We start from the raw sequence: 26819 nt of genomic DNA on the forward strand, positions 1-26819 counted from the left end.
ACAGCTGGGCCGTCTACTGCAACGCCGAGCGGACGGCGGTAAATGCGGCCGGGAATGGCCCTTTGCAGTCAGCTACTCGGACCGTGGGGGGCTGTATTCGATGCGGCGCAAGACGGGCTCCAGCCGGTCGACGGCGTACGGCGGTGCAGCCGGCGACGCCTGCCCTACCGGAGTTCGCTGAAGCGTTCGGTTTCCCGGGTTCGACCCGCGACAATGATGGTGTCGTTTGCTTCCACCGTGGTTTCCGCGGTTGCGTAGGTGAAGCCTTGGCCGGGGCGTTTGATGGCGACGACTGTGATGCCGTAGCGGGAGCGGACGGCGCTGCTGGACAGGGGGAGGCCGATGATGTCGCCGGGCGGGTTCGTTTTGACCATGGCGAAGTCGTCTTCGAATTCGATGTAGTCGAGCATGCGGCCCCGTACGAGATGGGCGACGCGCTGGCCCATGTCGTGTTCTGGGTATACGACGTGGTGGACGCCGAGCTGGGTGAGGATTCGGCCGTGGGCTTCGCTGATGGCCTTGGCCCAGACGTTCTCGACACCGAAGGAAATCAGCAGCGAAGTAGTGAGAATGCTGGCCTCGAGGTCGGTGCCGATGGCCACGACGGCGCGGTCGAACTCGTGGACGCCCAACTGGCGCAGGGCGTCCTCCTTGGTGGAGTCCGCCCGCACGGTGTGCGTGAGGGCACCGGAAAGGGTCTGGACGGTCTCAGCGTCCTCATCGATGCCGAGGACTTCGGTTTCTTCATCGACGAGTTCTAGGGCGAGGGCGCGGCCGAAGCGGCCCAGGCCGATGACAACGACTGAGTTCCCCGGGCCGCCGCGCCGTTTCCTCGGGGTTGTCTTTCTAGCCAATGACGGGTCGCTCCTCGGGAAGGTCATACAGGCGAACGCGCTGGCGCAGGGCGAGCGCGGACGCGACGGTGATAGGGCCGAGCCGGCCGATGAACATCAGCGCGATCAGTAGAAGCTGCAAACCTGTAGGCAGGTCGGCGGTGATGCCGGTGGACAGTCCGACGGTGGCGAAGGCGGAAGTGACCTCGAACAGTGACTGGTCCAGTCTGTGGTCGGTGAACACCATGAATACCAGAGTGGATGTGACGACCGCCGCCACGGACAGGAGCACCACGGTCAAGGCCTGACGTTGAAGGTCACTGTGCACCCTGCGGTGGAACAGGTTGACCGCGCCTTCGCCACGGATCTCTGCGTAGATGACGAAGAACAGCACGGCGAAGGTGGTGACCTTGATGCCACCAGCGGTGCCGGCGCTGGCGCCGCCGATGAACATCAGCACATCCGTGCCCAGCCAGCTGGCCGGGTTCATCTCGGAGGTGTCGATGCTGTTGAACCCCGCGGTGCGCGGCATGACGCCCTGGAAGAATCCGGCCAGCAGTTTTCCGGGCACATTCAGGGTGCCCAGGGTGGCTGGGTTGGACCATTCGATCGCCGTGATGAAGGCGCTGCCGCTGACAAGGAAGACACCAGTGGCCAGCAGCACGATCTTGGTGTGCAAGGACCATTCGGGCGGCTTCCGGAGTCGACGGCGAAGCTCGAACAGAACGGGGAAGCCCAGTCCGCCGGTGATGACGGCCAGCGCGATCGGCAAGCAGATCCAGGGATCGGTGACGAAGCCCATCAGACTGTCGGAGTGCAGCGCGAATCCGGCGTTGTTGAATGCCGAGACGGCGTGGAAGACGCCGAGCCACACAGCCCGCGGCAAGGGCTCGTCATAGCCGGTGCCGAACCGCAGAGCCAGCACCAGCGCCGTTACCGCCTCCACCAGCAGGCTGACCTTGACCACACCGGTCACAACCGCGCGGACATCTCCCAGGCCCAGGGTCTTGGTCTCCGCTGCGGCCGTCAGGCGCGCCCGCAGCCCGATGCGATTGGAGATCAGCAGAACCAGCACGGAGGCGAAGGTCATGATGCCGAAGCCGCCCACTTGGATGAGCGTCAGGATCACCGTCTGCCCGAATCCACTCCAGTAGCTCGGGGTGTCCACCACGACCAGACCGGTCACACACACCGCGGACGTGGAGGTGAACAACGCCTCCAGCGCACCAGCACCGCCCACCCCGGCCTTGGCCACTGGCAGCATCAGCAGACCGGTTCCTGCCGCGATCGCCACCGCGAAGCCGGCAACGACCACCTGCGCCGGATGCCGTAGGCGCGGCCACCGCCCCGTCACCACAACAAGACCTCCGCTGCGCGGGACACCCCGATTGTTCGCACTGGGAGACGATAGACGACCCCACACCTTCCCGGGCACGGCAAATCTGCCGTCCGCCCGCCGCCGTCGCCAGGTTCGGGGCAGACCGGCCGAACGCAAATGATCAGGGCAAGTCTTCCCCAGCGGCCAGCCATTGGCCGACTGCTTTGACGTAGCCGTCTGGCGCTTCCAGCGGCAGCAGATGCCCGGCCCTCGCGAAGACACGCCGTTCCCAGTCGGGTCGGCGTCTGGCCAGATCGTCGATCGTGCTTTGGGAGATGAGGGCGTCCTGGTCACCCCAGAGCAGCAGCACGGGCGCGTTCACGGCGGCGATCGCCCGGTGGATGGGCCGCTGGTCGATGAACAAGGCCGATGTCACCGAGGCGAAGGCCGTGACGGCGTCCCCGAGCCGCTGCGGTTGCGCGCCGCGCACTTCGGCGTTCAGCAGCGCGATCATCTCCGGTGACAACCACGACAGGTCGCCGCCGACGGCCTCGCCGCCCGACCGGTTGCCCGAGGCGGTGACCATTTTCAGCTTGAGGTCGAGCAAGCGTCGACCGGTCAGGCGCAGCACGGCCCGCGCGGCCGGTGGGCCGACGGCCAGGCCCGTCCTGCCCAGGGTGCGCCAGAACAGCACCTCGCCGGCGGGCAGCGGACCGGGCAGTGCGGGAGCCGCGAGTACGACCCGTCCGACCCGCTCGGGGGCCGAACCGGTGAACAGCACCGCCACAAGCGCACCCATGGACCAACCATGGACGACCGCGTCCTGGACGCCCAGCCGGGCGGCGAAGGCGCTCATGAAGCGCGCGTTCGGCGCGGCTTTGGCCGCCCGGGGGTGCGGCGAGCCGGTGTGGCCGAACAACGTTCCCGGCAGATCGGGGGCGATGACCGGCCCGAGCGTGCTCAACGGTGCGATGAGGTCCAGCAACATCGACGCGCTGCCCGCCATCGGGTGGATCAGCAGATGGGTGGGTCCCGCCCGGCCGGCATCGGCGCTCAGGTAATGCACGCTGGTTCCGCAGACGTCGATCGCCTGGCTGCGGATCCCGGCCCACCGCGGGGACAGCACCCCCCAGTCGGCATGACGCATCCTTCCTCCTCCACCTCGCTGATGAGCAGGAGCCGCTGCTCCCGGCTGGTGACTGGTCCCGCCGAACCGGTTCGTCCTGATCGGACTGGGACCGCGGAACTACGGGCAGGTGGGTTCGGTGGCCTCCCGGGCTCGGGTGTGGGCCATGCGGTAGGACTCGTTGCGGGTTTCGACAATGCTGGCGTTGAAGGTGAGCCGGTCGACGATGGCGCCGCAGAGGGGGGGGTCGGTGAAGGTGTTGGTCCAGCGGCCGAGGCTCTCGTTGGAGGCGATGGCGACGCTGGCCTTCTCCTCGCGTTCGGTGAGGACCTGGAAGAGCAGGTCGGTGCCGCGTTTGTCGAGTTCGATGTAGCCCAGCTCGTCGATGCAGAGCAGGTCGACGCGGCCGTAGCGGGTGATGCCATGCAGTGATCAGGGGGCTGGAGAACCGGCGTCCGCATCTCGCCGGGCCTGAACAAGCAGCGCCGCCACGGGACCCGTGAACAAGGCGACCATGACGGCCGCGTCCACCACCGGGTTCTCGGTCACGATCCCGAGGGACAGGAACGCGAGCCAGAGCAGGGTCGTGAGCCGCACCGGAGTGCTACGCCAACCCCAGCTGCCTTGCCCATAGTTGTCGGTGAACTGCTTCGCCCAGCGCGGGTCATGGGCCACAGGGACAGCTTCCATCGCCGTCAGGGCGCGCCTCTCGCGTTTCGACACCACCACTCCAATCGGGCGATGAACGTCTCGCTCTGCATCGCACCGCTGCTCGCGGGCGCCTGGCGCCATCCTCAGCGTGCGATCGGGCGACGCCATCGTCCTCCGGTCGGCGGTCTGGGGCAAGGTCCCATGTGAGCGGCGGAGCACCGTCAGGACCTTGTCCGCCCGTGGTCACGCCAGCAGGAAGTAGCGCCGCCACACGTAGCCGGCAGCGTGGGTCACAGTTCCGAGCCGGCGGTGGGGGGTCTCGGGGGTCGTGGTGCAGCGCGTCGGGCGGCTGCCCGACATCCCAGTTCCTCGGCCAGCTTCTCCACGCGGCGTGTGAGCGCGTCCCGTACCGATCGCGAGCTTTCGACGTCCAGGCCCTTGAGGTCGGGCAGGGCCCCAGTCGGAGTAGCTGCGCCCGGGCAGGACGGGGCAGGCGTCGTTAGCAGCCCAGAGAGATGACCATGTCCGCTGCGGCGACCACCTCGTGTGTGAGCGCTTTGGGAATTCACGGCCCGGAGACAGACCGGTCTCACTCATCAACCGCAGCGCCACCGGGTCGATCCACTCCGCCGGCAGCGTCCCGGCGCTGTGGACGTGGACGGGGTACGTGGGCGCCCGGCGCGGCAGAGCGGCCGCGAGTGAGGCGGGCCTCGACTCGTGCGCAGCCGTCCTTCTGGAGAAGATCGGCGACGAGCACCTCGGTTTCGATGCCGTAACGGGAGCGCAGCTCGTCGGCTGTGGCCTTGAGGCGGGTCTTGTCGCGGGCGACGAGGGCGAGATCGGCTCCGCGTGCCGCGAATTGGCGTGCGCAGCCGGCTCCGAGGCCGGAGCTGGCTCCGCTGATCAGTACCGTGGTCATGGGTTCCCGGGGTGAGGTGTGCGCCGGTTGCACTGCGGCATCCTGGATCAAAGAACTTTCCAGAAGAGTCGCTGTCGGCGGCGCTTGAATCGTGGTTCTGGATCACTTTCCGTGCTCGGGCCACGGAGGGTCACCGAATCGGCGATCAAGATCAGGCCGAACCCGGAGCGGTTCAGGGATGCGTTCCATGCAACCGGCGGGACAAGTCTGTTCTGCTCGGCGTTTCGGGAGGTACGTTGGTGGACGAATCCCTCTGAGGGAGGCTGAGTCCATGCCGTGGTTCGTATGGCTGCTCGCCGCCGCGGCGCTTGGTACCGCGGAGTTTTTCACTCTGACGCTGGTCTTCGGATTGCTGGCAGGCGCTGCATTGGTTGCCGCCGTGGTCGCTGGCGTGGGCATCGGCATTCTTGGCCAGCTCGTGGCCCTCGGAGCGGCAGCGGCAGCGGGCCTCATCATCGTCCGTCCTGTCGCGCTGCGGCACATGGCCCAGTCACCCATCGCACAAGAGGGCAGCGATGCGCTGATCGGCAAGCGGGCCGAGGTCCTGCAGGAGGTCACCGCGACCCGCGGCCTGATCAAGCTCTCCGGCGAAGACTGGTCCGCCCGCGTCCTCGATGAAAGCCATGTGATCCCGGTGGGAGCGCTGGTGGATGTCATGGAGATCGAAGGCGCTACAGCCATCGTCTACCCCCGCGAACTCCTTCCATGAACGGCTGAACACATAGCAACGGAGGAAGTATGGACCCGGTCGTCATCCCGATTCTTGTGGCGGCGATCGTTGTCGTCTTCCTCGTGGCCTCCACCGTGCGAATCGTCCCGCAGGCGCGCCGTTACAACATCGAGCGGTTCGGCCGGTATCGCCGGACGCTACAACCTGGCCTGAACTTCGTCCTGCCGGTGGCGGACCGCGTCAACACCAAACTCGACGTGCGCGAGCAGGTGTATTCGTCCGACCCCAAGCCGGTGATCACCGAGGACAACCTCGTGGTCAACATCGACACCGTGCTCTATTACCAGATCACTGACCCGCGGGCAGCGGCCTACGAAGTCGCCAGTTACCTGCAGGCCATCGATCAGCTCACCGTGACAACGCTGCGGAACGTCATCGGCAGCATGGACCTGGAGGGGACGCTCACCTCACGTGAGGAGATCAATAGCCGGCTCCGCGCCGTCCTCGACGATGCCACCGGCAAGTGGGGCATCCGGGTCAACCGCGTCGAGATCAAGGCCATCGATCCACCGAACACCATCAAAGAGGCGATGGAGAAGCAGATGCGAGCCGAGCGTGACAAGCGCGCGGCCATCCTGCACGCCGAAGGAGAGCGGCAAGCCAAGGTCCTTACCGCGGAAGGCACGAAGCAGAAGGACATCCTGGAAGCACAGGGCACGCAACAGGCCATGATCTTGCGGGCGGACGGCGAGGCAAAGGCGGTGGAGCGCGTCTTCCAGGCCGTCCATCGCAACAATGCGGACCCGAAGATCCTGGCCTACAAGTATCTCGAGACACTCCCGCACCTGGCGAAGAGCGACAACAACACGTTCTGGGTGATCCCGGGGGAGCTGACCGAGGCAGTTCGCACCGTCACCAGCGCGTTCGGAGATCAGTCAACGATGGGTCTTCGCCAACCTGCGCAACCTGAGGAAGCAACCACTTCCGACGCTGACGACACGTCGGACAAAGGCGGGACTCCAGGGCTCGAGGAAAGCTCGACGCTCTCGCCTGACGCTGACGAGGCCGCGAAGCAGGCCGCCGCGGCGGTGAACGAGGCCAAGGCCGAGGCCGAGGCCGCGAGGGCGCCCCAGGCGCCGAGCCGAGGGCAGACGCCCGGCGAATGAGCCCAACCCTCGGCTGCCGCCAGAAACATTTGGCGGCCCGGCCCGGCCCGGCCCGGCCCGGCCCGGCCCGGCCCGGCCCAGGTCAGGCGGCGGCATGGACGGCCGTCGTCCGTTCCTGCGCCTCGGCCCGGTCCGTGCGGCCTCGATGCTCGCCCCTCATAGCCGACTGCTGTGCACGATGACCCTCTCCCCGTCGTCAGTCGCCGACCACGCCACGCCTTCGTCGGGATCCTGAGCCGCACCGGTCGCCAGATGAGTCGCTCTCGGCGGCGCTTGAATCGTGGTTCTGGATCACTTTCCGTGCCCGGGCCACGGAGGATCACCGAATCGGGCGATCATGAACGGCCGTGGGTGATGTTCTTCTCCAGGACTTATCCACGAGGTCCAAGACCCTCTGCTCGAAAACGTAGCGGTAGACGTGGAGTTCGTACTAATACGGCCTGGCCAGCAGCTTGTCCAGTCCCGGTTGATGGCTGGTACCGATGATGAGAAAGCAGACACGAGCGCCTTCGTCCACCATCTCGAAGTAGAGGGTGTGGGGGAAGCTGACCCGTGCGCAGAGGGGCGCGGCACTGGTCGCGTAAGCAGATAGCGACCCGACGCGTCCCCGAAGGTGAGCACGCTCACCGGACCACGAGGGGTGTGGCCTTAGCGTCGTTCTGCACATGGCAAACAGACCGAGCGGGAGAAAGGGCCGGGGATGGTGTGGGGCAGTCGGCTGGCGGTCGTGGCAGCTGTGGGCGGCGGCGTGCTGGCCGGGTACTGGGGGCTGGTCACCGGGGCGATGCCGCTGGACGTCGGTGTCGGCCGGCGAACCCGCCCGCTCGGGCCGCAGACAGTCGGCATCCAGGCGCCCCGGGAGGTGGTCTTCGATGTGATCGCCCAGCCCTATCTGGGGCGTGCCACTCGGGCGATGCGGGAGAAGGTGCGGGTGCTGGAGCGGGGGAGCGACATGGTCCTCGCCGCCCACTTCACCCCTGTGGCAGGTGGGCGGCTGACGGCGACGACGGTGGAGACGGTGCGGTTCACCCGTCCCGAGCAGGTCAGCTTCCGGCTGGTGCGCGGGCCGGTACCGGCCGTCGTCGAGTCGTTTCAACTCACCCAGCACGCATCGGGCACGCAGCTGGAGTACCGGGGCGAGATGGAGACCGACGGATGGGTCCTGGGGGAACGCTGGAGTCAACTGGTGGCCGCTCGCTGGGAGGAGACGGTCGCGGCCTCGCTGACGTCTGTCAAGGAGGAAGCGGAGCGCCGCTCACAGTCCGGAAGTGAAAGGCCAGGCCGATAGGGCAGTGCTGGGGGCGGGGCACTCTGATGAGCGGACTTGCACTTCTCGGCTCGTTCCGGGCGTAGCGTCCTGTCATGGTGCTGCGATTGGTGCTGGGCGCGGTGTTCACGGCGATGGCTGTCGGCCAGCTCGCCTCGTTCGGGCAGATGCCGGGCATCCTCGCCGCGTACGGGCCGGTGAACAACCCGGCAGGGGCCGTCCTGGCCGTGGTGTTGATCACGGGAGAGCTGGTGTGCGGGGTGTGGTTCCTGGCCCGCCCGCGCTCGAAGGCGATCGTCCCGGTGTGGGTGTACACGGGGGCGTCGCTCATCTGGAGCACGCTCGCGGTGCAGGCGTTCGCCCGGGGGTTGGCGGTCGAGAACTGCGGCTGCTTCGGCGTGTATCTGTCCCAGCGCCTCGGATGGCTCGTACTGGTGCAGGACGCGTTGATGCTCCTGTACGCCGCGGTGCTGCTACGCACCGCGCACAGCGGACCCTCCCGGCCTCGGAGGGCGACCCCTCCGGTGGCAGCAGCTGAGGCAATGTCACGGAACCGGAAAGGCGATGACGACGGATGACGGTGGACGAGACAGAACAGGCACCCGGCGCAGCGAAGGAAGGAGGCGCGCCACGGAAGCTGGAACGGGACGAGGTGTTCGTGGAGTTCACCAAGTCCGTCTGCCCGCTGTGCAAGACGCCCGTCGACGCGCAGATCAACATCCGCGAGAACAAGGTCTATCTGCGTAAACGCTGCAAGGAGCACGGGCCGTTCGAGGCCCTGGTCTACGGGGACGCCGAGGAGTACATGTCCTCGGCACGGTTCAACAAGCCCGGCACCATCCCGCTCACCTTCCAGACAGAAGTCAAGGACGGCTGCCCGAGCGACTGCGGACTGTGCCCGGAGCACAAGCAGCACGCCTGCCTCGGCATCATCGAGGTCAACACCGGCTGCAATCTGGACTGTCCGATCTGCTTCGCCGACTCCGGCCACCAGCCTGGGGGCACCTCCCGGACGGAGTCCGGGGGTGGTTACTCGATCACGCACGAGCAGTGCGAGCGGATGCTGGATGTGTTCGTGGAATCCGAGGGAGAGGCGGAGGTGGTGATGTTCTCCGGCGGCGAGCCCACCATCCACAAACACATCCTGGACTTCGTCGACCTCGCTCAGGACCGCCCCATCCGCAACGTGAACCTCAACACGAACGGCATCCGCCTCGCCACCGACAAACGATTCGTCGCCGAACTGGCCGAACGCAACCGGACGCCGGGCAGGTCGGTGAACGTCTATCTCCAGTTCGACGGCTTCGATGAGCGCACCCACCGGGAGATCAGGGGGCGGGACCTGCGCAGTCACAAACAGCGGGCCCTGGACAACTGCGCCGAGGCCGGACTGACCGTCACCCTCGTCGCCGCCGTGGAACGTGGACTGAACGAGCACGAACTCGGCGACATCGTCGAGTTCGGCATCGACCACCCCGCCGTCCGGTCGGTGGCTCTCCAGCCGGTCACCCACTCCGGCCGACACGTCCAGTTCGACCCGCTGAACCGGCTCACCAACCCCGACGTGATCAGACTGATCAACGCCCAGCGGCCGCAGTGGTTCCAGAAGGGCGACTTCTTCCCCGTGCCCTGCTGCTTCCCTACCTGCCGCTCCATCACCTACCTGCTGGTGGACGGCGAACCGGGGAACCGCACCGTCGTTCCCATCCCCCGGCTGCTGCAAGTCGAGGACTACCTCGACTACGTCACCAACCGCGTCATGCCGGACGACGGTATCCGCGAGGCACTGGAGAAGCTGTGGTCCGCCTCAGCGTTCATGGGCACGGAGACGACCGAGGAGAAGCTGCGCGCCACCGCCCAAGCCCTGGACTGCGAGGAAGCCTGCGGCATTGACCTGCCCGAGGCCGTCAAGGACCTCAACGACAGAGCGTTCATGATCGTGGTCCAGGACTTCCAGGACCCCTACACCCTGAACGTCAAACAGCTGATGAAGTGCTGCGTCGAGGAGATCACCCCCGACGGGCGGCTCATCCCCTTCTGCGCATACAACTCCGTCGGCTATCGCGAACAGGTCCGCGAAGTGATGTCCGGTGTCCCGGTTGCCCAGGTCGTGCCCAACGCGCTGCCGCTCGCGGAACGGCTCGCGCCGACGCCGTACGGATCCAAGACCGCACGGGCCGCCACCGGACAGGAGTCCACGCCATGAATCAGCACCCGGCCGGCGAGGAGATGAAGGCGTTGAAGGCGTGCTGCGCCGCCGCCTACTCATCGGACGTCGTCGGCCTCCTGCTCGGCGATTCGTACCACCCCGGCGGCACCACCCTCACCCGCCGCCTCGCCGACGCCCTCACCCTCACCCCGGGCCGGCGAGTGCTCGACGTCGCCTCCGGCCGCGGCACCACCGCGATGCTCCTCGCCGGCGCCTACGACGTCCGGGTGGACGGCGTGGACTACTCAGCCGCCAACACCGCCCTCGCCCAGGAAGCAGCCCGCAGGGCCGGGCTTGCGCGGACGGCTCGCTTCGTCACCGGGGATGCGGAGCAACTGCCGTGCCCGGATGGCGAATTCGACGCGGTGGTCTGCGAATGCGCCCTGTGCACCTTTCCGGACAAGGCTGAAGCCGCCACCGAGTTCGCCCGCGTCCTGCGCCCGGGCGGCCGGCTGGGACTCACCGACGTCACCGTCGACCCCGGACGGCTCCCGAGCGAATTCACCGGTCTCGGCGCCCACATCGCCTGCATCGCCGACGCCCGCCCGCTCCCGGAGTACACCCGGATCCTCGCCGCCGCGGGTCTGCGAACCCTGCGAACCGAACGCCACGATCAGGCGATGCTGCGCATGATCGACCAGATCGAGGCCCGTCTCAACCTGCTGCGCATGACAGCACCGGAGAAGCTCGCCGCCGGCGGCATCGACCTCGACGCCGCCCCAGCCGTCCTCAGCGCGGCACGAACAGCCGTCGCCGAAGGCGCCATCGGCTACGCCCTCATCATCGCCGTGAAGTCCTCATGACCGGCCGATCGCCTGGTCGGGCGAGGGGCCAGGAGAACGCGATGCCCGAAAGCGCGGCCCGTTCGCCCCGCGTCATCGGTCCTGGCCGGCAGCGCGACAGCAGCGGCGTTCCCGGGAGGCGACAGCCATCCGGCGGCCTCGGTGAGGCCCGCACCCGGTTCAGGAGTCCTCTGGCCAGCCGAGCAGCTGTGCCCCGAGCACGGCCACTTGCAGGGTGAAGCTCTGTTGCGGGTCGAACGCAGAGTACCCGGTCAACGCCTCGATCCTGTTGAGGCGATAGGTCACGGTCCGTACTCCGACGTGCAGCTTCTGTGCCGCGGCAGTCGCTACCCGGCCCGCTTCGAAGTACGCCGACAAGGTTTTCAAGAGTGTGTCCGGACGCGTGCGTGCCATGCGCAACGGCTCGAGGACGACTTCTACGAGGTCGGCGAGCGCGGCTCTGTCACGGATCAGCACCTGATAGACGAGCAGTTCGGACGCCAGGTGCACGTGACCGGGCAGTTGCAGCCTCTGGCCGATGTGCAGTGCCTGCCTGGCCTGCTCGAAGGAGCGCACGGCCCCGCCGGGTCCGCGCTGTGGGCGGCCGATGCCGATCCGCCAGCGGTCGTCCGGCCTCAGCATCTCCGTGACGCGGCCGACGAACTCCTCCACCTCCCCCCGCGCCTCGGGCGCAATGCACACGAGCAGACCGTTCTTGGTCGTCACGAGGACGTCCCTGCTCGTCGGATTGCGGTCGATGACGGAATCCATCTGACGGGTCACCGGACCGCCGTCGACAAACCGTTCCGGCCCCGAGGCCACGACCACCACATAGCTGCCCGCGAGCCGCAGGCCGTACCGTTCGGCCCGTTCCGCGAGGGTCTCCAGCCTGCGCCCGTCCAAGAGGTCGTCGACGAACTCGCGCCGGAACGACTCCTCCCGGCGCAGCGACCAGCGTTGTGCCTCCTCGTACCCTTCCGCCACCGCCGTGATGACAGCGTCGGTGGCACGGAAGACCGCTTCGCCGATGTGTCGCAGCGCATTCGTGCCCGCGGCTGCCTGCACGCCGGGCAACGAGGGCCAGGCGAGCCACGTCGCACTCAGGTAGAGGTCGATCACGCCGCGCATGGGCACGTCCTGCTCGGCCGCGCGGGCACCGGTGTCCCGCAGTCGCCGGAGCTCGTCCTGGCCGAGCCGCCCTCCCGTGCTGACCCTTGCCAGCATGGCCGGGTAGCCCTCGAGGAGATGCCCCGGCACGCCCCGCGCCTCCCGGCTCGCCCGCCGGGCGAGATCCGCCGGGCAAGGCAGCTGCGCATCGGGGGTGGAGTCCGGGGGAATCTCCCTCGTCATGGAAGTTCGGTCCCCTTCCTCGTCCTTCGGCACACGGGACAGCTTGCTATGTCCGGTGACGAACCACCACCGGCTATGGAGGCACGGAGCGCAACGAAGCATCGCAAACGACTCTCTTTGCCGACGGTCGGCAAAGAGACCCGGCCGTTGATTGTCCGCGTCGGCCGTTGGCCGGGCTCATGCGGTAACGGAGAATCGAGACAGGGGGCCTCCTGGCCTGCCCGTATTGGCGTTTCGATGGCGGGAGACTTCATGCATGCTGCTGATGTCGTCGAGACGTTGCCGACCGTACAACTGGATGACAAAGTGGTCGGCTGTGTGACGGCGGAGGACCTGCTCCGGGGAGCCCGGGCCGACCGGGCCCGCTCCGGGTCGGCCAGAACCACCCGCTGGTCCGGGCGAGCTTTCCGTGCGTTCACCGACGACACAGTGCACCCGGCGGACGACGCGACGCGGGCGCTCGCCCCGCACACCGCCGTCCCCTGTGCTAGGCCGCTCGGCCGGCGCGATCGTGAGAAGAGCGCATGACCCAGCTGAACAGCGAGAATCCACTGGCCGAGCGCAGACGCCGCCCCTGGGTCAATGCTGTCCGAAGTCTTCTGCGGATGGCGCCAGTTCCGGCCCTGTTCTGGCTGGCTCTGTCCGGGCACTATGACCCGCTGCTGCTGACGCTCGGCGCGGTCTCGGTCGTCGTGGTCTGCTGGCTGATCCGGCGGTCCGGTCTCGCCCACCACGGGCTGACGCTCCCCTTCGCGCTGCGTCTGCCGCGCTACTGCCTGTGGCTTAGCGGACAGGTGTTCATCACAGCATGTGTGGTGGTACGGAAGGTGTGGTCGCCGCGTATGGACCTGCGGCCCGTGGTGGAGCCGACTCCGGCCGCCGACCTGTCGGAGCGCTCGCTGGTGGTCTACGCGAACTCGATCACCCTGACCCCGGGTACGCTTTCGCTCGCCGTACATGACGACAGCATCGAGGTGCACAGCCTGAAGGCCGCCGACATCGACGCGCTCGACGAGGGAGCCATGCTGAGCCGGGTGCGGCGGACGGAGGCGCGCAGGTGATCCTCCTCGTCGTCATGGTGGCGCTGCTCGTCGCCATGATCCTCGCCCTGCTGCGCGCGTTCCTGGGCCCAGGTCTGTACAACCGCATCCTCGCCATCAACAACTTCGGCACCAAGACCGTGCTGTTCATCGCGGTTGTGGGTTTCCTGTTCGGCCGCCCTGAGTTCCTCGACATCGGCATCCTCTACGCACTGGTCAACTTCGTTGCCACCGTCGCGGTCCTGAGGCTGACGCACTACAAGGAACTGCTGAGCGGCTCCGGCTCGAAGGGAGGCGAGTGACACTGATCGTCCTCGATGTGCTGAGCGGCATCCTGCTGGTCGCCGGTGCCTTGTTCCTGCTCTCCGGGGCCGTCGGCCTGCTGCGCTTCCCCGACTTCTACACCCGTATCCACGCCGTCGGCGTCACCGACGCCGTCGGCGCCGGCCTGATCCTGCTCGGCCTGCTGCTGCGCACGACCGGGTGGGAGACCGGTATCCGTCTGGTGATAATCCTGTTCTTCATGGCGTTGACCAGCCCGACCGCGACGCACATCCTGGCGCACGCCGCGCGCCGGGACGGGGTGCGTGTATGGCGGAAGGGTGACCCTCGCCGCTGATGACGACCTTCGTACTGATCCACTCCGTGCTCCTGGCCATCCTCATCGCGACGGCTGTCGCGATCACGCGGATGCGCGCGCTGTACGGGGCCACCATGCTGGCGGCCCTGTTCAGCCTGGTCACCGCATGCCTCTTCGTCCTGCTGGACGCCGTGGACGTTGCGTTCACCGAGGCCGCGGTCGGCGTCGGCATCAGCACGGTGCTGCTTCTCGGCGGCCTCGCGCTGACCCGCTCACGGGAGGCCGTCACGCCACGCCGACGGCGTCTGCCCGGAGCGGTCGTCGTCCTGCTGACCGGCGGCGTGCTCGCCTACGCCGCCCTGGACCTGCCCGAGTTCGGCTCCGCCGACAGCCCCGTGCAACGGCACCCCATCACCGAGACCTACCTGCACGAGTCCCAGAAGGACATCGGCATCCCGAACACCGTCACCTCGGTGCTGGCGAGTTACCGGGGTCTCGACACCCTGGGTGAGCTGGTCGTCGTCTTCACCGCGGGCCTCGCCGTACTGTCGCTGCTCGGTCCGCTCGCGCGGCCGGAGCAGGTGCGACCGCCCGCCGACTTCCACCTCGCCGACTACCGTGTCATCCGTGTCGTCACCGGCACGTTGATGCCGCTCATCCTGTTGTTCGCGCTGTACGTCCTCTTCCACGGCGACTACGGCCCCGGCGGCGGCTTTCAGGCCGGCGTGATCTTCGCGAGCGGTTTCGTGCTCTACGGCTTGGTGTTCGGCCTGGACAAGGCCCAGCAGGTGGTGCCCCGCGCGGCGCTGTGGCTGCTGATCTCGCTCGGTCTGCTGGTCTACGTCGGTCTCGGTCTGACCACGATGCTGCTCGGCGGCTCATTCCTGGACTACGACGTCCTCGACCCGGACCACCCCGCGAGCGGTCAGCACCTCGGAATCCTGGTGGTCGAGACGGCCATCGGCGTCACCGTCGCCTCGGTCATGACGGCGATCTTCTTCAGCTTCGCGGCCCGAGGAGTCTCCCGGTGATCGCGACGCACTACGTCTACTGGGCGTTCTTCGCCCTCATGCTGATCGGGCTCTACGTCGTCATCAGCCACGGCAACCTGCTGAAGAAGCTGATCGGTCTGTCCCTGTTCCAGGTCGGGGTCTTCCTGTTCTACATCAGCCTCGGCAAGAGGTACGGCGGCAGCGCGTCGATCATCTCCGAGGACGTCAGGGCCTACTCGCACCCACTGCCCCAGGTGCTGATCCTCACCGCCATCGTGGTCGGGGTCGCCACCCTCGCTGTGGGGCTGGCCCTGGCCGTACGCATCTTCGAGGCGTACGGCACCGTCGAGGAGGACGAGATCACGGACGACGACAGCACCGGTCCCGACGGTGCCGACAGCGACAGCACCGGCGCCAAGGGCACGGGCAGTCTCCACAAGACCGACCGTCACGGCAGCGGTTCATGACCCAGCTGCCCGTGCTGCAAGTGACGATCCCGCTCGCCTGCGCGCCGCTGTGCGTGCTCGTGCGCTCCCGGACGGCGGCCTGGCTGGTCTTCCTCGCCGCCGCACTGTTCTCACTGACCTGCGCCGCCCTGCTCACCGAGCAAGTGGCGGACGACGGCCCGGTGCGGTATCGGATGGGCGGCTGGCCGGTGCCGGCCGGCATCGAGTTCGTGGTGGGCGACTTCAGTACGCCGATCCTGCTGCTGGTGTCACTGAGCGCCGCGGCCGCCGCGGTCTACGGCCACCGCAGCGTGGCGGCCGAGATGGACGCCCGGCGCAGCACGCTGCTCTACGCATGCCTGTGCCTCACACTGGCGGGGCTGCTGGGCCTGACCGTCACCGGGGACGTGTTCAACGCGTTCGTGTTCCTGGAGATCAGCTCGCTGGCCACGTACACGCTGATCGCCATGGGGCGGCGCAGGCGCGCGCTGCTGGCGGCATTCCGCTACCTGGTGATCGGCAGCGTCGGCGCGGTGTTCGTGCTGATCGGCATCGGTCTGGCGTACGCGGTCACCGGCACGCTGAACATGGCCGACCTGGCGCAGCGGCTGAGCGACAGTGGCGGCAACCGCGCGGTGCAGGCCGCGGTGGTGTTCGTGTTCGTCGGCCTCGCGATCAAGATGGCCCTGTTCCCGCTGCACGCCTGGCTGCCGGCGGCCTACGCGGAAGCGCCGTCCGTGGTAAGCACGTTCATCGCCGCCGCCAGCACCAAGGTCGCGATCTACGTGCTGTGCCGGTTTGCCTTCACCGTATTCGGCGCATCCCTCGTGTTCCACTCGATGCCCGGAGACCGGATCGGCCTGCTGCTGGCCGCTGTGGCGATGTTGGTGGCGTCCGCCGCCGCGTGCCTGCAGAACGATCTGCGGTATCTGCTCGCCTGGTCCAGCATCGCGCAGATCGGCTACATCATGGCCGGGGTCGCGCTGGCCACGACGGCCGGGCTCTCGGCGGCGTATCTGCACATCATGGCGCACGCGGTGACCAAGGCTGCCCTCTTCGGGACGGCCGGACTGCTGCTGATACGGCTCGGCTCGGTTCAGCTTTCGGCGCTTGCCGGGATCGGCCGCCGTATGCCGTGGACCTTCGCTGCGTTCGTGGTAGCCGGCCTCGGCCTGATCGGGGTGCCGCCGACCGCGGGATTCGTCAGCAAATGGGCGCTGGTTGCGGCGCTCGTCGAGCGGGACCAGTGGCTCGTGCTCGGCGCGCTGCTGGCCAGCTCCCTGCTCGCCGTGTTCTACGTCGGACGGGTCGTCGAGATCGCCTGGTTCCGCGAGCCGCCCGAGGGCGCCGAGCCCGTGCGTCCTGCGACGTCGATGGTTGCTGCGGTGTGGTTCCTCGCCTTGCTGTCGCTGTACTTCGGCATCGATCCGACGCTGCCCGACCGTCTCGCCGACGCTGCGGCCTCAGCGCTGCTCGGAACGGGAGGTGGGTGAGCGTGTTCACCGGCTGGACCTCCCCCGATCAGGCCACCGCACTGCCAGTCGCGGTGGCTCTTCCCCTGCTGGCCTGCGGTGCCGTACTGCTGCTGCGGGACCGGCCGGTCGCCCGTGACGTGGCCTCGGTTGTCTGCGGACTCGCGCTGGCGGGCACGGTGTTCTCGCTGTGGCCCGCGGCGGAGCGCGGGCCGCGCTTCGAGCTGTGGACGTGGCTGCCCGGCCTGTCGCTGGAGTTCGTGCTCGAACCGCTCGGGCTGCTGTTCGCCTCGGTCGCCGCCGTGCTCTGGCCGGTGACCACCGTGTACACGGCCGGCTATCTGCGGGCGGCGCGGGAGCCCGCCCACGCGCGGTTCTTCGCCTACTTCGCGCTGACGATCGCCTCCGCGATGTGGATCGCGTTGTCGGGCAACCTGATCACGCTCCTCATCGGTTACGAGGTCATGACCCTGGTGACCTGGCCCCTGGTCGCCCACAGCGGCAACGGAGCGGCGCGGCGCGGCGCGCGCACCTACGCGCTGGTGCTGCTGGTCACCTCCCTCGGGCTGCTGCTGCCCGCGATCGTGTGGACCTGGGTGCTGGCCGGCACCACCGACTTCCGGCTCGGCGGTCTGCTGGGCGGCGAAGCCGGGTCCGGGGTGCTCACCCTGCTGTTCGCCCTCTACATGTTCGGCATCGGAAAGGCCGCGCTGATGCCGGTGCACCGCTGGCTGCCCGCAGCCATGGTGGCCCCCGCCCCGGTGTCGGCGCTGCTGCACGCGGTGGCCGTGGTCAAGGCCGGCGTCTTCACGGTCCTCAAGGTCGCCGTGTACGTATTCGGCCTTGACACGCTGCGGGACAGCGGCGCCGCGCGGCCGGTGACGTGGGTGGCGGCCTTCACGCTGATTGCCGCCGCCGTGGTCGCGGTGCGGTCCGACAACCTCAAGCGGCGGCTGGCCTATTCCACGGTCAGCCAGCTCGCTTACATCGTGCTGGCCGTCACCCTGGCCGACGAGGTTGCGACAGAGGGCGCCGCCCTCCACATGGTCACCCACGCGGTAGCCAAGATCACCCTGTTCCTGTGCGCTGGGGCCATCGCCGTCACGGCCGGGAAAACCCTGGTCAGCGAACTCGACGGGCTCGGCCGCACCATGCCGTGGACGTTCGCCGCGTTCCTGGTGGCGTCGGTCTCGATCATCGGCCTTCCGCCCACGGGCGGCACCTGGAGCAAGTGGCTGATGCTGCTGGGCACGGCCGAGGCGGACCAGGTCGTGCCGCTCACGGTGCTGCTGCTGGGCTCGCTGCTCGCCGTCGCGTATCTGATGCCGATCGCGGTGCGGGCGTTCCTTCGGCCACCCGATGGCCCTCTGCCGCACGGTGAGGCGGCGCCCGTGATGGCCGTACCACTGGTCCTCACCGCGCTCGGCTGCGTCGCCCTGTTCTTCGGTGCGCAGGCCCTGATTGATCCGCTGGCCGGGACTCTGGAGCTGCCGTGAACGACGAACACCCCAACGAGTTCCACCAGGACGACGACCGGCGCTGGCTGGACGATCCGCGCAACGTGACCCGCATCGTGTACGGCCTCGCCCTCCTGTGCCTGCTGGCGCTGGCAGCCGACATCTTCTACACCAAGCACCCGCACTTCTCCGTCGAGCACTGGCCCGGTTTCTACGCCGTCTACGGCTTCACCGGCAGCGTGGGGCTGGTGCTCGCGGCGAAGGGGCTGCGGAGGTGGCTGCGGCGCGACGAGGACTACTACGAGCCGCCGGAACGGGACGAGAGCGTCGAGGAACTGCCGGGACGGAACCGCGATGATGACTAGCCCCGCTCTGCTGCTGATCCTCGGCGCGGCCGGTGTGCCGTTGCTGCGCGGCGGCCGACTGCGCCAGGCGCTGATCCTGTCGCTGCCGGTGGCAGGCCTGGTCATGCTGTGGCTGCTGCCCGAAGGCACCAGTGCCTCCTTCGCGCTCTTCGGCCTGGAACTGACCCCGGTGCGGGTGGACGCCCTGTCCCGGCTGTTCGCCACCGGCTTCCTGGTCGCCGCGCTGCTGACCTCGGTCTACGCCCTGCACCTGAGGGACTCCCTGCAGCAGGCGGTGATACTCGCGTACGCGGGCACCGCGGTCGGCGGCGCCCTGGCCGGCGACCTCCTGACGCTGTTCGTGTTCTGGGAGCTCGCCGGTCTGTCGTCAGCCTTCCTGATCTGGGCGGGGCGTACGGAGCGCAGCTACCGCGCGGGCATGCGATACCTGGTCGCGCAACTGATCTCCGGCCTGCTGTTGCTGGCCGGAACGGCACTGCGCGTCCAGGAGGGCCACGGCCTGGAGTTCAGCTATCTCGGGCTGAACGGCCCCGGCGACGCGCTGATCCTCGCGGGGGTGGGGCTCAAGTGCGCCTTCCCGTTGCTGCACGCGTGGCTGACCGACACCTACCCGGAGGCGACCGTCGTCGGCACGGTGGCGCTGTCGCCGTTCACGACGAAGCTCGCGGTCTACGTGCTGGCGCGCGGCTTCCCGGGCACCGAAATGCTGATCTGGGTCGGCGTGGTCATGACCGTGTTCCCGATCTTCTACGCCGTCATCGAGAACGATCTGCGCCGCGTCCTGGCGTACAGCATGATCAACCAGCTCGGGTTCATGGTCGCGGGGGTCGGGATCGGCGGCGCGCTCGGAGTGAACGGCGCGAGCGCGCACGCCGTGGCGGACATGGTGTTCAAGAGCCTGCTGTTCATGGCCATGGGTGCCGTGCTGCTGCGTACGGGCACCGTCAAGGGCTCCGAACTCGGCGGGCTCTACAAGTCCATGCCGCAGACCACGGTGCTGTGCATGATCGGTGCGGCATCCATCTCCGCGTTTCCCCTCTTCTCCGGGTTCGCCACCAAGTCGCTGATCATGGAGGCGGTCGGACAGGAACACCGGACCGTGGTCTGGCTCCTGCTGCTGTTCGCCTCCGCCGGTGTGTTCCACCACGCCGGGATCAAGATCCCCTATTTCGCCTTCTTCGCCCACGACCGGGGGTTCCGGGTTCCCGAGGCACCGCTGAACATGCGGGTGGCGATGACGATGGCCGCGGTGCTCTGCGTCGGCATCGGGGTGGCGCCGAACCTCTTCTACGAGCTCTTGCCGCACACCATGGACTACGCGCCCTACACGGCGCCCCACGTGATCAACCAGCTGCAACTGCTGCTGCTCGCCTCGATGGCCTTCACCTTGCTGGTCCGCACCGGCCTCTACCCCCCGGAGCTCCGCTCGGTGAACCTCGACGCCGACGCGGTCTACCGCCGTGCCCTCCCCGCCGGCTGGAACGCCCTGACCCGAACCGTGCCCCGGCTGCGCCGGACCGTCGGCACGCCGCTGGGCCACTGCGCCACGGCCCTGTGGGACACGACGGTCCGATCGTCTGTGAACGGCAGGGTCATCGCACCGTGGTCGACCCACTCGATGGTCTGGTGGGCCGTACTGCTGCTGGGCGGCGTGCTCCTGCTGGCCTTGCTGTAGCGTCCGGCGGGATTGTCACGCGGGCGTACCCTGCCGGAGCCGCTCCAGGAGCCGGGCGGCGGTGACCGCCCCGACGAGCAGGGGCGTGCCGTCGGTATCCTGTCCATCACCGCCACGACCGGGGAGCCGGTACGCGCCATCAGCTCGGCGATCTCCACGATGGTGCAGTTCGGAGTAACGGAGAACGGCTTGGGGCGGCCCAGCCGCAGGCAGTCGGACACCAACTGGTCGGGCACCACGCTCAGTCGGTCGGCATACCTCTCGTCGATGATCCGAGCGAGCAGCGGGTCCTGTCTGAAATAACGCGGCAGGCAGGAGTCAATCAGCTGCTCCGCTCGCAGCACGCCGACCTCCTCGACGCCCTGCCCTACCTCACCTTGAAGCTCACCAAGGCGCCCGAAGAGCTGCTGCGGAAATTGTTCGAGATCACCCAGCTCACCGTCCGCCACCACCCGGGCAGCGGCGAGGGCCGACATCAGCATCAAACTGCCAGCCGACTACCTGACCGACATCGCCCAGGCAGCGGAAAGGATCACAGACACCACGCCACCTACACGAAAGCGGCCTGCTCAGCAGGCCACTCCCATTCGTGTAGATGCTGTTGGTACCCCCGGCAGGATTCGAACCTGCGCACACGGCTCCGGAGGCCGGGGAAGCTGGCTGGCGCGTAGGTCGTTGACCTGCGGGTTCTGCATCGCGATGCGGTGCTCGCATCAAGATCATTACGCCATTACTACGTGGGCGGTCTGTCACCCGCTTCTTGAGGCAAGTAGCGTCGACGGGATGGTCTCAGGCGAAGGTGAGTCCCAGAACGGGGCTGGGGAGTTCACTGCGGAGAGCGCGGAGGCTGTCCTCCGCGAAGCCTGTGCGACGGCCGGGTTCGAGCCCTCGGATGCGGAGCTGCTGCGTCTGGGCTCCAACGCCGTCTATCGCCTCGCCCAAGCTCCCGTGGTCGTACGCATCGCCCGTGACCCGGCCAGCATGGAGAGCATGACGCACGCCGTGCGGGTCGCACGCTGGCTTGAGGGAGAGGGTTTCCCGGCCACACGCGTCGTCCCCGGGGTTGAGCAGCCGGTGCTCATCGGCGGCCGTGTGGTGACTTACTGGGAGAACGCTCAGGACACGCTGGAGTACGCGAGTCTGGACGAACTCGGCGACTTGCTTCGCTGGTTGCACTGGCTGGAGGAGCCGGAGGATCTGCGCCTGCCGTACTTCGATTCCTTCGCCAAGGTCTGGCACAGCCTCGGCCTCCTGGACGCTGTTGGCGACGATGACCGGACCTTCTTGAAGGAGCGGGCCGAGAAGCTGCGCAAGGACTACGACGAGCTCGACTTCGTGCTCCCCTTCGGGATGATTCACGGAGACGCCAACGTCGGTAATGCGCTACGGGACAAGGGTGGGCGCCCGCTCCTCATCGACTTGGACGGCGCCTGCCTCGCGCAACGTGAATGGGACTTGATCCTCACGGCGCTCTACTACGACCGCTTCGGTTGGCACACTCGGAGCGAGTACGAGTCCTTCGTGCATCACTACGGCTTCGACATCATGAACTGGCCCGGCTACCCGGTCCTGGCCGACCTCCGCGAACTCATGATGACGCTCTGGCTCGGCCAGCAGGTGCACACAAATGAGCGTGCAGCAGAGGAGTTCTTGCGCCGCGTGCACGACATCCGCACGGGAGGAAGTCGACGAGGCTGGCAGCCGTACTGAGAGCTGGTCTCAGTACGGGAGCTTCACTTCGCTGGCCTCCTGCCACAGACGGTGCTCCGCGGCCTGCTCGTGGAAGTCCCGGACGGGCGCGGCATTGCCCAACTTCCGCAAGTTGGTGCGGAATTCGGCAAGGTATCCGGCGCAACGCTTGGACTTGAGCTGAGTCCCCATGTCGAGGGCGTCCAACGCGATGGTGCACGCCTCTTCGGCGTCGCCGGCCGCCAGGTGAGCATCCGCTAGAACCATCGTGGCGAAGAAGTCGCTTCGTACGTGACTACCGCTCATGGCGTTCTCGGCTTGGCTGACCGCCGTCTGTGCCTTCCCGATATCTCGGAAACAGTGGGCCGCTTCTGCCGCGAGTTCGGCCTGGTCGAAGTAGGTGATCCACTCTGGTTCATCGTCGTTGTTCACGCTTTCCAGCAGCCTCGCTGCTTCGGCCAGAGCCGTTTCGCACCCGCGGGCATCGCCTGAGCGCGCGAGGGCGCGGGCTTCCATGGCGTAGAACTGGGCCATCAACGTCGGTGTTGCGACGCCAGCGATGCCCATACGGGCTGCACGCGCGAGCGTTGCTGCTTCCGTGAAGTTGCCAATGAATGTGGCTTGGTGACTCATCGCCGACAGGATGCTCCCTGCAAGCCGACGGTCGTCCCCTATCCTGCGCGAGCCTGAGAGCCTGGAGGAAGTACCGCTGGGCCAATCCGTGGTGGCAGGTGTCGTACGACATCCAGGCGGCCAGCAACGTCGACTCAGCGACGGTGGAGAACAACGCGCGGCCAACCGCTTCGGTGTACTGCCCCGTGAGCAAAGGGACTACATCGCGGCTGAGGTACTGGATGACTGCCTGCCGACCGTGGTCTCCGCCGAACCGGTCGTCCATCTCCGAGAACATGTCGCTCGTGGACTTGACCGCGTCCACATCCGCGAGGCCGACTCGCAGAGTCCCTTTCGGGGGTGACACTGGGAAGGACGGCTCGGGTGCGACAAGCCAACGGAGAGAAGCCTCGCTCCAAGCCGGCTGCGACGCTTCCGAGAGGAGCAGCGGCTCATGCCCGTGCAGATCAGCACGCCAAAGCTGGTCGACCGAGTGGAAGGCGTCCTCCGGGGTCGGGGGATAGCGAACGTCCAACAACTGGGCGTCTTGGGCGAGGAGATGTCCAAGCCCCAACTCGACTGGCGACTTCCCCAACGCCTCACATACCAGGGGCCCGTAGAAGTCGTCGGGCACGCTGTGTCCGTTCTCCCAGCTCGCGATTCGGCGCTTCACGCTCGCGTCGCCTGGTAGCTGGTCGCCTTTGCGCGCGGCGGCTCGCCGCATCTCCGCGATGAGGCGCCCTTGCCCCCAGCCCAATTGCTTTCGGGCGGTACGCAGTTCGTTCACGACAGAGCGGGCGGCCTGGTTCTGACTCGTCATGACCGCCTCCCCGTTCCACCTCTACTTGCTCTCCGTCTGACGGTAAGGACCTCACGCTTCGGTGTCTTCCCCTTGCCCATAACCGGCCACTCAGCTCGGAAGTGATGTGAGGGGACGTGCTGTTGCGGGCCGCGTCACCTCACGTCACCTCTCGTCATCTCCCCAGCTCAGGGGTACTCACCGGAAGGTGGTTGCACGGCGACCAACGGGGTCGTCGCCAACTGGGGTGAGACGACGTGCAGATGATGAGCAAGCGAGGCATCCAATGGCTGTCCGCCTCCGCGGATGACCCTGAGGCATGCCGTGAGCACTGGGCTGCCGATCCGCGGGCACCGTACCCGCTCTCGGCCGGCCGGTACTTCGACGTGGTCTCGGTCGCTCAGCGAGTCGGACTGGAGACCTTCGAGCAGCTGACTCGCCACAACATGCCAATGGGTCCCGTTGTGATGGACCGCTCAGCGCGGCGAACCGGCTTCTTCCTGCCGTCCGGTCAGCGGGAGCGCTTCGCCCGCATGGTGTTGAACGAGACGACCGATGCCCTCTCTTACCGCTACCTGGACGAAGGCTCAGTGATCGTCGCCCCTGGACCAATGCCGCTGAGCGCCGACCGATACGCCTGGCTTCGTGCTCCGACACGGCGTCCCGAGGCCACGCCTGCGCGGGTTGCGGCACTCGCTGCGATGCTCGTGGCAACTTCCGCTCTGGTCGACCGCGCCGAGCAGTACGAGCGTGAACGCGTAGACCTTGAAGCGACGCTCCGCGAACCGCAAGGCCAACTGGACGCCCTGTTGCCGGAGGTAGCTCATGAACGCTGAGCAGGACTGCCCGGACGATGCGAACTGGTCACCGCTGGACAGCAGCGAGTGGTACGCGGCGCGTCATGCGATGGCAGCACTGCGCGACGTCCTCATTGCAGCCGGTATGGAACGCGCTGTCCCCTATCTGCGCGCCGACTTGAACGCATTCGGACACGGAATGATCGAGCTCGGCCGCATCGCGCCCCACACCGCAGAACGTCTCGCGGAGCTTCTCCGGCTGGCTCTGGAGTGCCCAAGCGACGTGCACACCACTGAGGGGCCATAGGAACGATGCCAGCGGTGAACGAGGTGAACGGAATGACAGGCCGACGAGACGTGTGCGCCCCGAGCGCCGAGGACTTGCAATCGGATGTGCCCTACGTACGCGGCTGGATGGACGGCCGCCGCGGGGCAGACGCGTTGGCTGATGCTCTTCGAGCTCTGGGCCTGGAAACCGATTTGCCGGGCCTACGGGCAGACGTCAATGTGCGCGGCGACGGAATCGTCTGCCTTGGCAAAGTTCGCCCGTCAGCAGCAGAACTGCTGACCAGGGCCCTGACGGCGGGCCTCTCCGTCGACATGGCTCGTAACGCCGCCCGTCCGCCGAGCAGTTCTCAGCCCGACGCGCCGACGGCGTAGCGCTCCTCCTCAGCCGACCGGGACACGATCCGTCACGTTCCTGCCGACGAGACGGTCTCCGGGGCTTCTTGGTACCTGGCTTTCCCCACAGTGCGACAAGGTCCCTGAGCATCAATACCACCGGGTCAAGGCTCCGTAGACGACCTCAAAGCCGGCATCTCCCACTGGGTCTCCGTCGCGTAGTTCGACCTGCCGCCCGTCGAGACCGGCGCCCCAGCGCCGCAGCTCGAACGAGGCGGCAGGTCCGAGTGGATGCCTGGTGCGAACTCTGGCCCGTGACTGGGCTTGCTCAGCCCTGCTGGTGCTACATAGGGCGGACCTCGCGATCGACACAAAGCCGGAGACCGACGGTTCTGGGCTATCGGCTCTTGGGTCGGAAGACGAACCGATGGCCGACGCCTACTCACCCGGCCTTGCTGCGACCAAGCTGCGTGTCAGCCCGCTCCGCTCTCGCCCCTCAGACGACTGCTCTTCCTGTGAGTCCCCGTCGGATCGGGCACGCTGCTGCCGCTGCCATGATCACCATTACGCCGCGTGAGAGCTGCAAGAGCTTCGAGGTCTGGGTAGCAGGGCCGGGCGCACCATGCCGAGAGCCTGCTAGCGGTACTAGTTTCGCGATAAAGGTGCTTTCATGCTGAGTTGAGCATAATATCAGCATCTGCCAGACCGTGGGGAGGTCGGTCTGAACACCAGGATGGGCTCATCCAAGACCGACTGCAGCCGCTGTACTGCGCTCGCCTACGTGGCCGGCGTGGCGCTGGCCACGTCACAGCCTGACCGAGTGACCTCGTTGGCTCGATTGTGGCCCAGGAATATGGGACGTGTGCACGCATGAAAGGGAACTCTGAAGTTGCAGAGCGAATGTGCAACAGGTGCGGAAGCATCAAGAGCCTCGAAGAATTCAACAAGCATAGAGGTGGGAAATACGGAGTCCGCAGCACCTGTAGAGAGTGTGACCACAAACGCTCTCGACGCTACTATGCACAAAATCGAGAAACACGGTTAGCTTATGACCGGGAATACTATGCCGTGAATCGCCTTCGAGTCCTATCCCGTCAAAAGGAACGTAATATGGGCAGGGTGCGGGAGATCAAGGCATACAAGGAAAGATGGAAGAGGGAGAACCCAGCCTACGACAGGGAGTATCGTGAACGGAATCGCGAGTATTTCCGCAACTACAGGAAGGAATACTACGCCAACAATCGAGATAAGTTTCTCCAATACGAAGCCAAGCGTCAGCACGTGCGTGATGGGGTCGACCATGACGGCACGACACGCCAAGAGATACTCGCGAAGACCAACGGAAGATGCATCTATTGCAAGAAGGTTGCAGAAGAGATAGACCACGTATGGCCCCGCGCGCGCGGCGGCCCATGGACGTACGACAATCTGGTGGCAACTTGTTGGACGTGCAATCGCGGAACTGGCGGCAAGTTTGACAGGATAGTCTCGGATTGGTGGCCACAAAACTCCGGAATTGCTTGGGCTGACTTGCAGCCGATACTTATGGCTGCCGGTATTTCAGTAGCGTGGATGCACGATGAGATCGAATCCCAATCGGATGCTTAGTGGTCCGGCTAAGTGCTACTGGTTCGCAATCCAGCGTCCGTGTTGCGCTGCAGCTCATTGGGCTTGATCTTGATATATAGGTGGTGAGGTCGAATTCCCCGAGCCAAGCGTGAAGGTCACCTCTCGGATCCATCAGCCGGTCTAGGTACACAGACAAGCGAGCGCGGCACTCGGCAGCAGACGTGAGGCAGGCAGCAGCCTCGGCTTGTGGGCGCGTGCCCGATCGTCAACACGCTCTTGTCGGCGAGGAAGTCCATCACCTCCTGTGCCATGCCCAAGTTCGACGTTGACCGTCACGGCGCCTGCGACTTACGAGCGGACACGTGGCCCGACACTTGTTGCGTGCGCTCGTAGTCATCTGCCGAAGTCGCGCAG

The 26819-nt window shown here is 66.9% G+C and carries 28 protein-coding genes, 1 tRNA gene and 2 pseudogenes; 21 read left to right on the forward strand and 10 right to left on the reverse strand.

Going from position 1 to position 26819, the window contains the following annotated elements:
* Positions 1-164: 164 nt before the first annotated feature.
* From AN215_RS24670 to AN215_RS30145, 6 genes and pseudogenes are all read right to left on the reverse strand, one after another.
* Positions 165-854 carry a potassium channel family protein gene (locus AN215_RS24670; protein ID WP_070010939.1) on the reverse strand — a complete coding sequence of 230 codons (690 nt, stop codon included), beginning with the start codon at positions 852-854 and terminating at the stop codon, positions 165-167.
* The gene (locus tag AN215_RS24675; RefSeq protein WP_079123508.1) at positions 847-2187 is read right to left on the reverse strand and encodes a TrkH family potassium uptake protein; all 1341 of its coding nucleotides are present in this window, start codon (positions 2185-2187) and stop codon (positions 847-849) included. The genes AN215_RS24670 and AN215_RS24675 overlap by 8 nt, the downstream gene beginning before the upstream one ends.
* 145 nt (positions 2188-2332) lie before the next feature.
* Entirely contained in the window at positions 2333-3298 is a 966-nt protein-coding gene (locus tag AN215_RS24680) for an alpha/beta fold hydrolase (RefSeq protein WP_070010938.1), read from the reverse strand.
* Between the two features lie 99 nt (positions 3299-3397).
* Positions 3398-3697: pseudogene (locus AN215_RS28885) on the reverse strand (ATP-binding protein); the annotation flags it as partial.
* Positions 3698-3709: 12 nt separating this feature from the next.
* Entirely contained in the window at positions 3710-4000 is a 291-nt protein-coding gene (locus AN215_RS24685) for a DUF3040 domain-containing protein (protein ID WP_171904269.1), read from the reverse strand.
* A gap of 517 nt (positions 4001-4517) precedes the next feature.
* Positions 4518-4847 carry an SDR family NAD(P)-dependent oxidoreductase gene (locus tag AN215_RS30145; RefSeq protein WP_070010936.1) on the reverse strand — a complete coding sequence of 110 codons (330 nt, stop codon included), beginning with the start codon at positions 4845-4847 and terminating at the stop codon, positions 4518-4520.
* A 271-nt stretch (positions 4848-5118) separates the two neighbouring features.
* On the opposite strand from AN215_RS30145, the gene AN215_RS24695 reads away from it, so the two are divergent.
* From AN215_RS24695 to AN215_RS24720, 6 genes are all read left to right on the forward strand, one after another.
* Positions 5119-5556, forward strand: a complete 438-nt coding sequence (locus AN215_RS24695; RefSeq protein ID WP_070010935.1) for an NfeD family protein — start codon at positions 5119-5121, stop codon at positions 5554-5556.
* Positions 5557-5585: 29 nt separating this feature from the next.
* Positions 5586-6683 carry an SPFH domain-containing protein gene (locus AN215_RS24700; protein WP_070010934.1) on the forward strand — a complete coding sequence of 366 codons (1098 nt, stop codon included), beginning with the start codon at positions 5586-5588 and terminating at the stop codon, positions 6681-6683.
* Between the two features lie 727 nt (positions 6684-7410).
* A complete protein-coding gene (locus AN215_RS24705) occupies positions 7411-7971 on the forward strand; it encodes an SRPBCC family protein (protein ID WP_245694692.1) in 561 nt (186 codons plus the stop codon).
* 74 nt (positions 7972-8045) lie between these two features.
* Positions 8046-8528 carry a MauE/DoxX family redox-associated membrane protein gene (locus tag AN215_RS24710; RefSeq protein ID WP_171904270.1) on the forward strand — a complete coding sequence of 161 codons (483 nt, stop codon included), beginning with the start codon at positions 8046-8048 and terminating at the stop codon, positions 8526-8528.
* A gap of 2 nt (positions 8529-8530) precedes the next feature.
* Positions 8531-10156: a radical SAM protein gene (locus AN215_RS24715; RefSeq protein WP_245694694.1), complete on the forward strand. Its 1626-nt coding sequence runs from the start codon at positions 8531-8533 to the stop codon at positions 10154-10156.
* Positions 10153-10962 (forward strand): class I SAM-dependent methyltransferase, encoded by an 810-nt coding sequence (locus AN215_RS24720; RefSeq protein ID WP_245694696.1) that lies wholly within the window; start codon positions 10153-10155, stop codon positions 10960-10962. Before AN215_RS24715 ends, AN215_RS24720 begins: the two co-directional genes overlap by 4 nt.
* 159 nt (positions 10963-11121) lie before the next feature.
* Here AN215_RS24720 and AN215_RS24725 read toward each other — a convergent pair whose 3' ends face one another.
* Entirely contained in the window at positions 11122-12324 is a 1203-nt protein-coding gene (locus AN215_RS24725) for a PucR family transcriptional regulator (RefSeq protein ID WP_171904271.1), read from the reverse strand.
* 491 nt (positions 12325-12815) lie between these two features.
* Between AN215_RS24725 and AN215_RS24730 the strand changes: the two genes are divergently transcribed.
* Genes AN215_RS24730 through AN215_RS24775 form a run of 10 tightly spaced genes read left to right on the forward strand, consistent with a single transcriptional unit; the run spans position 12816 to position 20621 of the window.
* Positions 12816-13352 (forward strand): Na+/H+ antiporter subunit E, encoded by a 537-nt coding sequence (locus AN215_RS24730; protein ID WP_079123386.1) that lies wholly within the window; start codon positions 12816-12818, stop codon positions 13350-13352.
* Positions 13349-13633, forward strand: coding sequence for an MrpF/PhaF family protein (locus AN215_RS24735; RefSeq protein WP_216093832.1), 285 nt, complete (start codon positions 13349-13351; stop codon positions 13631-13633). The genes AN215_RS24730 and AN215_RS24735 overlap by 4 nt, the downstream gene beginning before the upstream one ends.
* The gene (mnhG, locus tag AN215_RS24740) at positions 13630-13950 is read left to right on the forward strand and encodes a monovalent cation/H(+) antiporter subunit G (RefSeq protein WP_216093831.1); all 321 of its coding nucleotides are present in this window, start codon (positions 13630-13632) and stop codon (positions 13948-13950) included. Before AN215_RS24735 ends, mnhG begins: the two co-directional genes overlap by 4 nt.
* Positions 13950-14942 carry a DUF4040 domain-containing protein gene (locus AN215_RS24745; protein WP_070010930.1) on the forward strand — a complete coding sequence of 331 codons (993 nt, stop codon included), beginning with the start codon at positions 13950-13952 and terminating at the stop codon, positions 14940-14942. The genes mnhG and AN215_RS24745 overlap by 1 nt, the downstream gene beginning before the upstream one ends.
* Positions 14939-15370, forward strand: a complete 432-nt coding sequence (locus AN215_RS24750; protein WP_070010929.1) for a cation:proton antiporter subunit C — start codon at positions 14939-14941, stop codon at positions 15368-15370. The genes AN215_RS24745 and AN215_RS24750 overlap by 4 nt, the downstream gene beginning before the upstream one ends.
* Positions 15367-16842: a monovalent cation/H+ antiporter subunit D family protein gene (locus tag AN215_RS24755; protein ID WP_070010928.1), complete on the forward strand. Its 1476-nt coding sequence runs from the start codon at positions 15367-15369 to the stop codon at positions 16840-16842. Before AN215_RS24750 ends, AN215_RS24755 begins: the two co-directional genes overlap by 4 nt.
* Positions 16839-18317: a proton-conducting transporter transmembrane domain-containing protein gene (locus AN215_RS24760; RefSeq protein ID WP_216093830.1), complete on the forward strand. Its 1479-nt coding sequence runs from the start codon at positions 16839-16841 to the stop codon at positions 18315-18317. Before AN215_RS24755 ends, AN215_RS24760 begins: the two co-directional genes overlap by 4 nt.
* The gene (locus AN215_RS24765; RefSeq protein ID WP_070010926.1) at positions 18314-18643 is read left to right on the forward strand and encodes a hypothetical protein; all 330 of its coding nucleotides are present in this window, start codon (positions 18314-18316) and stop codon (positions 18641-18643) included. Before AN215_RS24760 ends, AN215_RS24765 begins: the two co-directional genes overlap by 4 nt.
* Entirely contained in the window at positions 18636-20318 is a 1683-nt protein-coding gene (locus AN215_RS24770) for a Na(+)/H(+) antiporter subunit D (RefSeq protein WP_216093829.1), read from the forward strand. Before AN215_RS24765 ends, AN215_RS24770 begins: the two co-directional genes overlap by 8 nt.
* Positions 20319-20330: 12 nt before the next feature.
* Complete coding sequence (locus AN215_RS24775; protein WP_070010924.1) at positions 20331-20621, forward strand: hypothetical protein; 291 nt, start codon at positions 20331-20333, stop codon at positions 20619-20621.
* A 299-nt stretch (positions 20622-20920) separates the two neighbouring features.
* On the opposite strand, the gene AN215_RS29945 is transcribed toward AN215_RS24775, so the two are convergent.
* A tRNA-Arg gene (locus AN215_RS29945) sits at positions 20921-21061 on the reverse strand.
* Positions 21062-21101: 40 nt separating this feature from the next.
* Between AN215_RS29945 and AN215_RS24780 the strand changes: the two genes are divergently transcribed.
* Positions 21102-22028: an aminoglycoside phosphotransferase family protein gene (locus AN215_RS24780; protein ID WP_070010923.1), complete on the forward strand. Its 927-nt coding sequence runs from the start codon at positions 21102-21104 to the stop codon at positions 22026-22028.
* 9 nt (positions 22029-22037) lie between these two features.
* On the opposite strand, the gene AN215_RS30955 is transcribed toward AN215_RS24780, so the two are convergent.
* Complete coding sequence (locus AN215_RS30955; protein ID WP_488803507.1) at positions 22038-22640, reverse strand: NsdA family TPR-like regulatory protein; 603 nt, start codon at positions 22638-22640, stop codon at positions 22038-22040.
* Between the two features lie 91 nt (positions 22641-22731).
* A pseudogene (locus AN215_RS30960) lies at positions 22732-23439 on the reverse strand (NsdA family TPR-like regulatory protein); the annotation flags it as partial.
* 242 nt (positions 23440-23681) lie between these two features.
* Here AN215_RS30960 and AN215_RS24790 point away from each other — a divergent pair.
* The 4 genes from AN215_RS24790 (at position 23682) to AN215_RS28895 (ending at position 26444) form a co-directional block, all read left to right on the forward strand.
* Positions 23682-24254: a bifunctional DNA primase/polymerase gene (locus AN215_RS24790; protein ID WP_070011369.1), complete on the forward strand. Its 573-nt coding sequence runs from the start codon at positions 23682-23684 to the stop codon at positions 24252-24254.
* Positions 24244-24522 carry a hypothetical protein gene (locus tag AN215_RS24795; RefSeq protein WP_070010922.1) on the forward strand — a complete coding sequence of 93 codons (279 nt, stop codon included), beginning with the start codon at positions 24244-24246 and terminating at the stop codon, positions 24520-24522. The genes AN215_RS24790 and AN215_RS24795 overlap by 11 nt, the downstream gene beginning before the upstream one ends.
* 14 nt (positions 24523-24536) lie before the next feature.
* Complete coding sequence (locus AN215_RS28890; protein WP_338057939.1) at positions 24537-24875, forward strand: hypothetical protein; 339 nt, start codon at positions 24537-24539, stop codon at positions 24873-24875.
* Between the two features lie 1080 nt (positions 24876-25955).
* Complete coding sequence (locus AN215_RS28895) at positions 25956-26444, forward strand: HNH endonuclease (protein ID WP_171904272.1); 489 nt, start codon at positions 25956-25958, stop codon at positions 26442-26444.
* Positions 26445-26819 lie beyond the last annotated feature (375 nt).

Source organism: Streptomyces abyssalis (assembly GCF_001751365.1).
GTDB classification, from domain to species: domain Bacteria; phylum Actinomycetota; class Actinomycetes; order Streptomycetales; family Streptomycetaceae; genus Streptomyces; species Streptomyces abyssalis.

Bases quoted from the DNA above. Each gene is read 5' to 3' on its own strand.
- AN215_RS24680 (WP_070010938.1), bottom strand. From the start codon at position 3,298: ATGCGTCATGCCGACTGGGGGGTGCTGTCCCCGCGGTGGGCCGGGATC.
- AN215_RS30145 (WP_070010936.1), bottom strand. From the start codon at position 4,847: ATGACCACGGTACTGATCAGCGGAGCCAGCTCCGGCCTCGGAGCCGGC.
- AN215_RS24695 (WP_070010935.1), top strand. From the start codon at position 5,119: ATGCCGTGGTTCGTATGGCTGCTCGCCGCCGCGGCGCTTGGTACCGCG.
- AN215_RS24700 (WP_070010934.1), top strand. From the start codon at position 5,586: ATGGACCCGGTCGTCATCCCGATTCTTGTGGCGGCGATCGTTGTCGTC.
- AN215_RS24710 (WP_171904270.1), top strand. From the start codon at position 8,046: ATGGTGCTGCGATTGGTGCTGGGCGCGGTGTTCACGGCGATGGCTGTC.
- AN215_RS24720 (WP_245694696.1), top strand. From the start codon at position 10,153: ATGAATCAGCACCCGGCCGGCGAGGAGATGAAGGCGTTGAAGGCGTGC.
- AN215_RS24730 (WP_079123386.1), top strand. From the start codon at position 12,816: ATGACCCAGCTGAACAGCGAGAATCCACTGGCCGAGCGCAGACGCCGC.
- AN215_RS24745 (WP_070010930.1), top strand. From the start codon at position 13,950: ATGACGACCTTCGTACTGATCCACTCCGTGCTCCTGGCCATCCTCATC.
- AN215_RS24755 (WP_070010928.1), top strand. From the start codon at position 15,367: ATGACCCAGCTGCCCGTGCTGCAAGTGACGATCCCGCTCGCCTGCGCG.
- AN215_RS24770 (WP_216093829.1), top strand. From the start codon at position 18,636: ATGACTAGCCCCGCTCTGCTGCTGATCCTCGGCGCGGCCGGTGTGCCG.
- AN215_RS24780 (WP_070010923.1), top strand. From the start codon at position 21,102: ATGGTCTCAGGCGAAGGTGAGTCCCAGAACGGGGCTGGGGAGTTCACT.
- AN215_RS30955 (WP_488803507.1), bottom strand. From the start codon at position 22,640: ATGAGTCACCAAGCCACATTCATTGGCAACTTCACGGAAGCAGCAACG.
- AN215_RS24790 (WP_070011369.1), top strand. From the start codon at position 23,682: ATGATGAGCAAGCGAGGCATCCAATGGCTGTCCGCCTCCGCGGATGAC.
- AN215_RS24795 (WP_070010922.1), top strand. From the start codon at position 24,244: ATGAACGCTGAGCAGGACTGCCCGGACGATGCGAACTGGTCACCGCTG.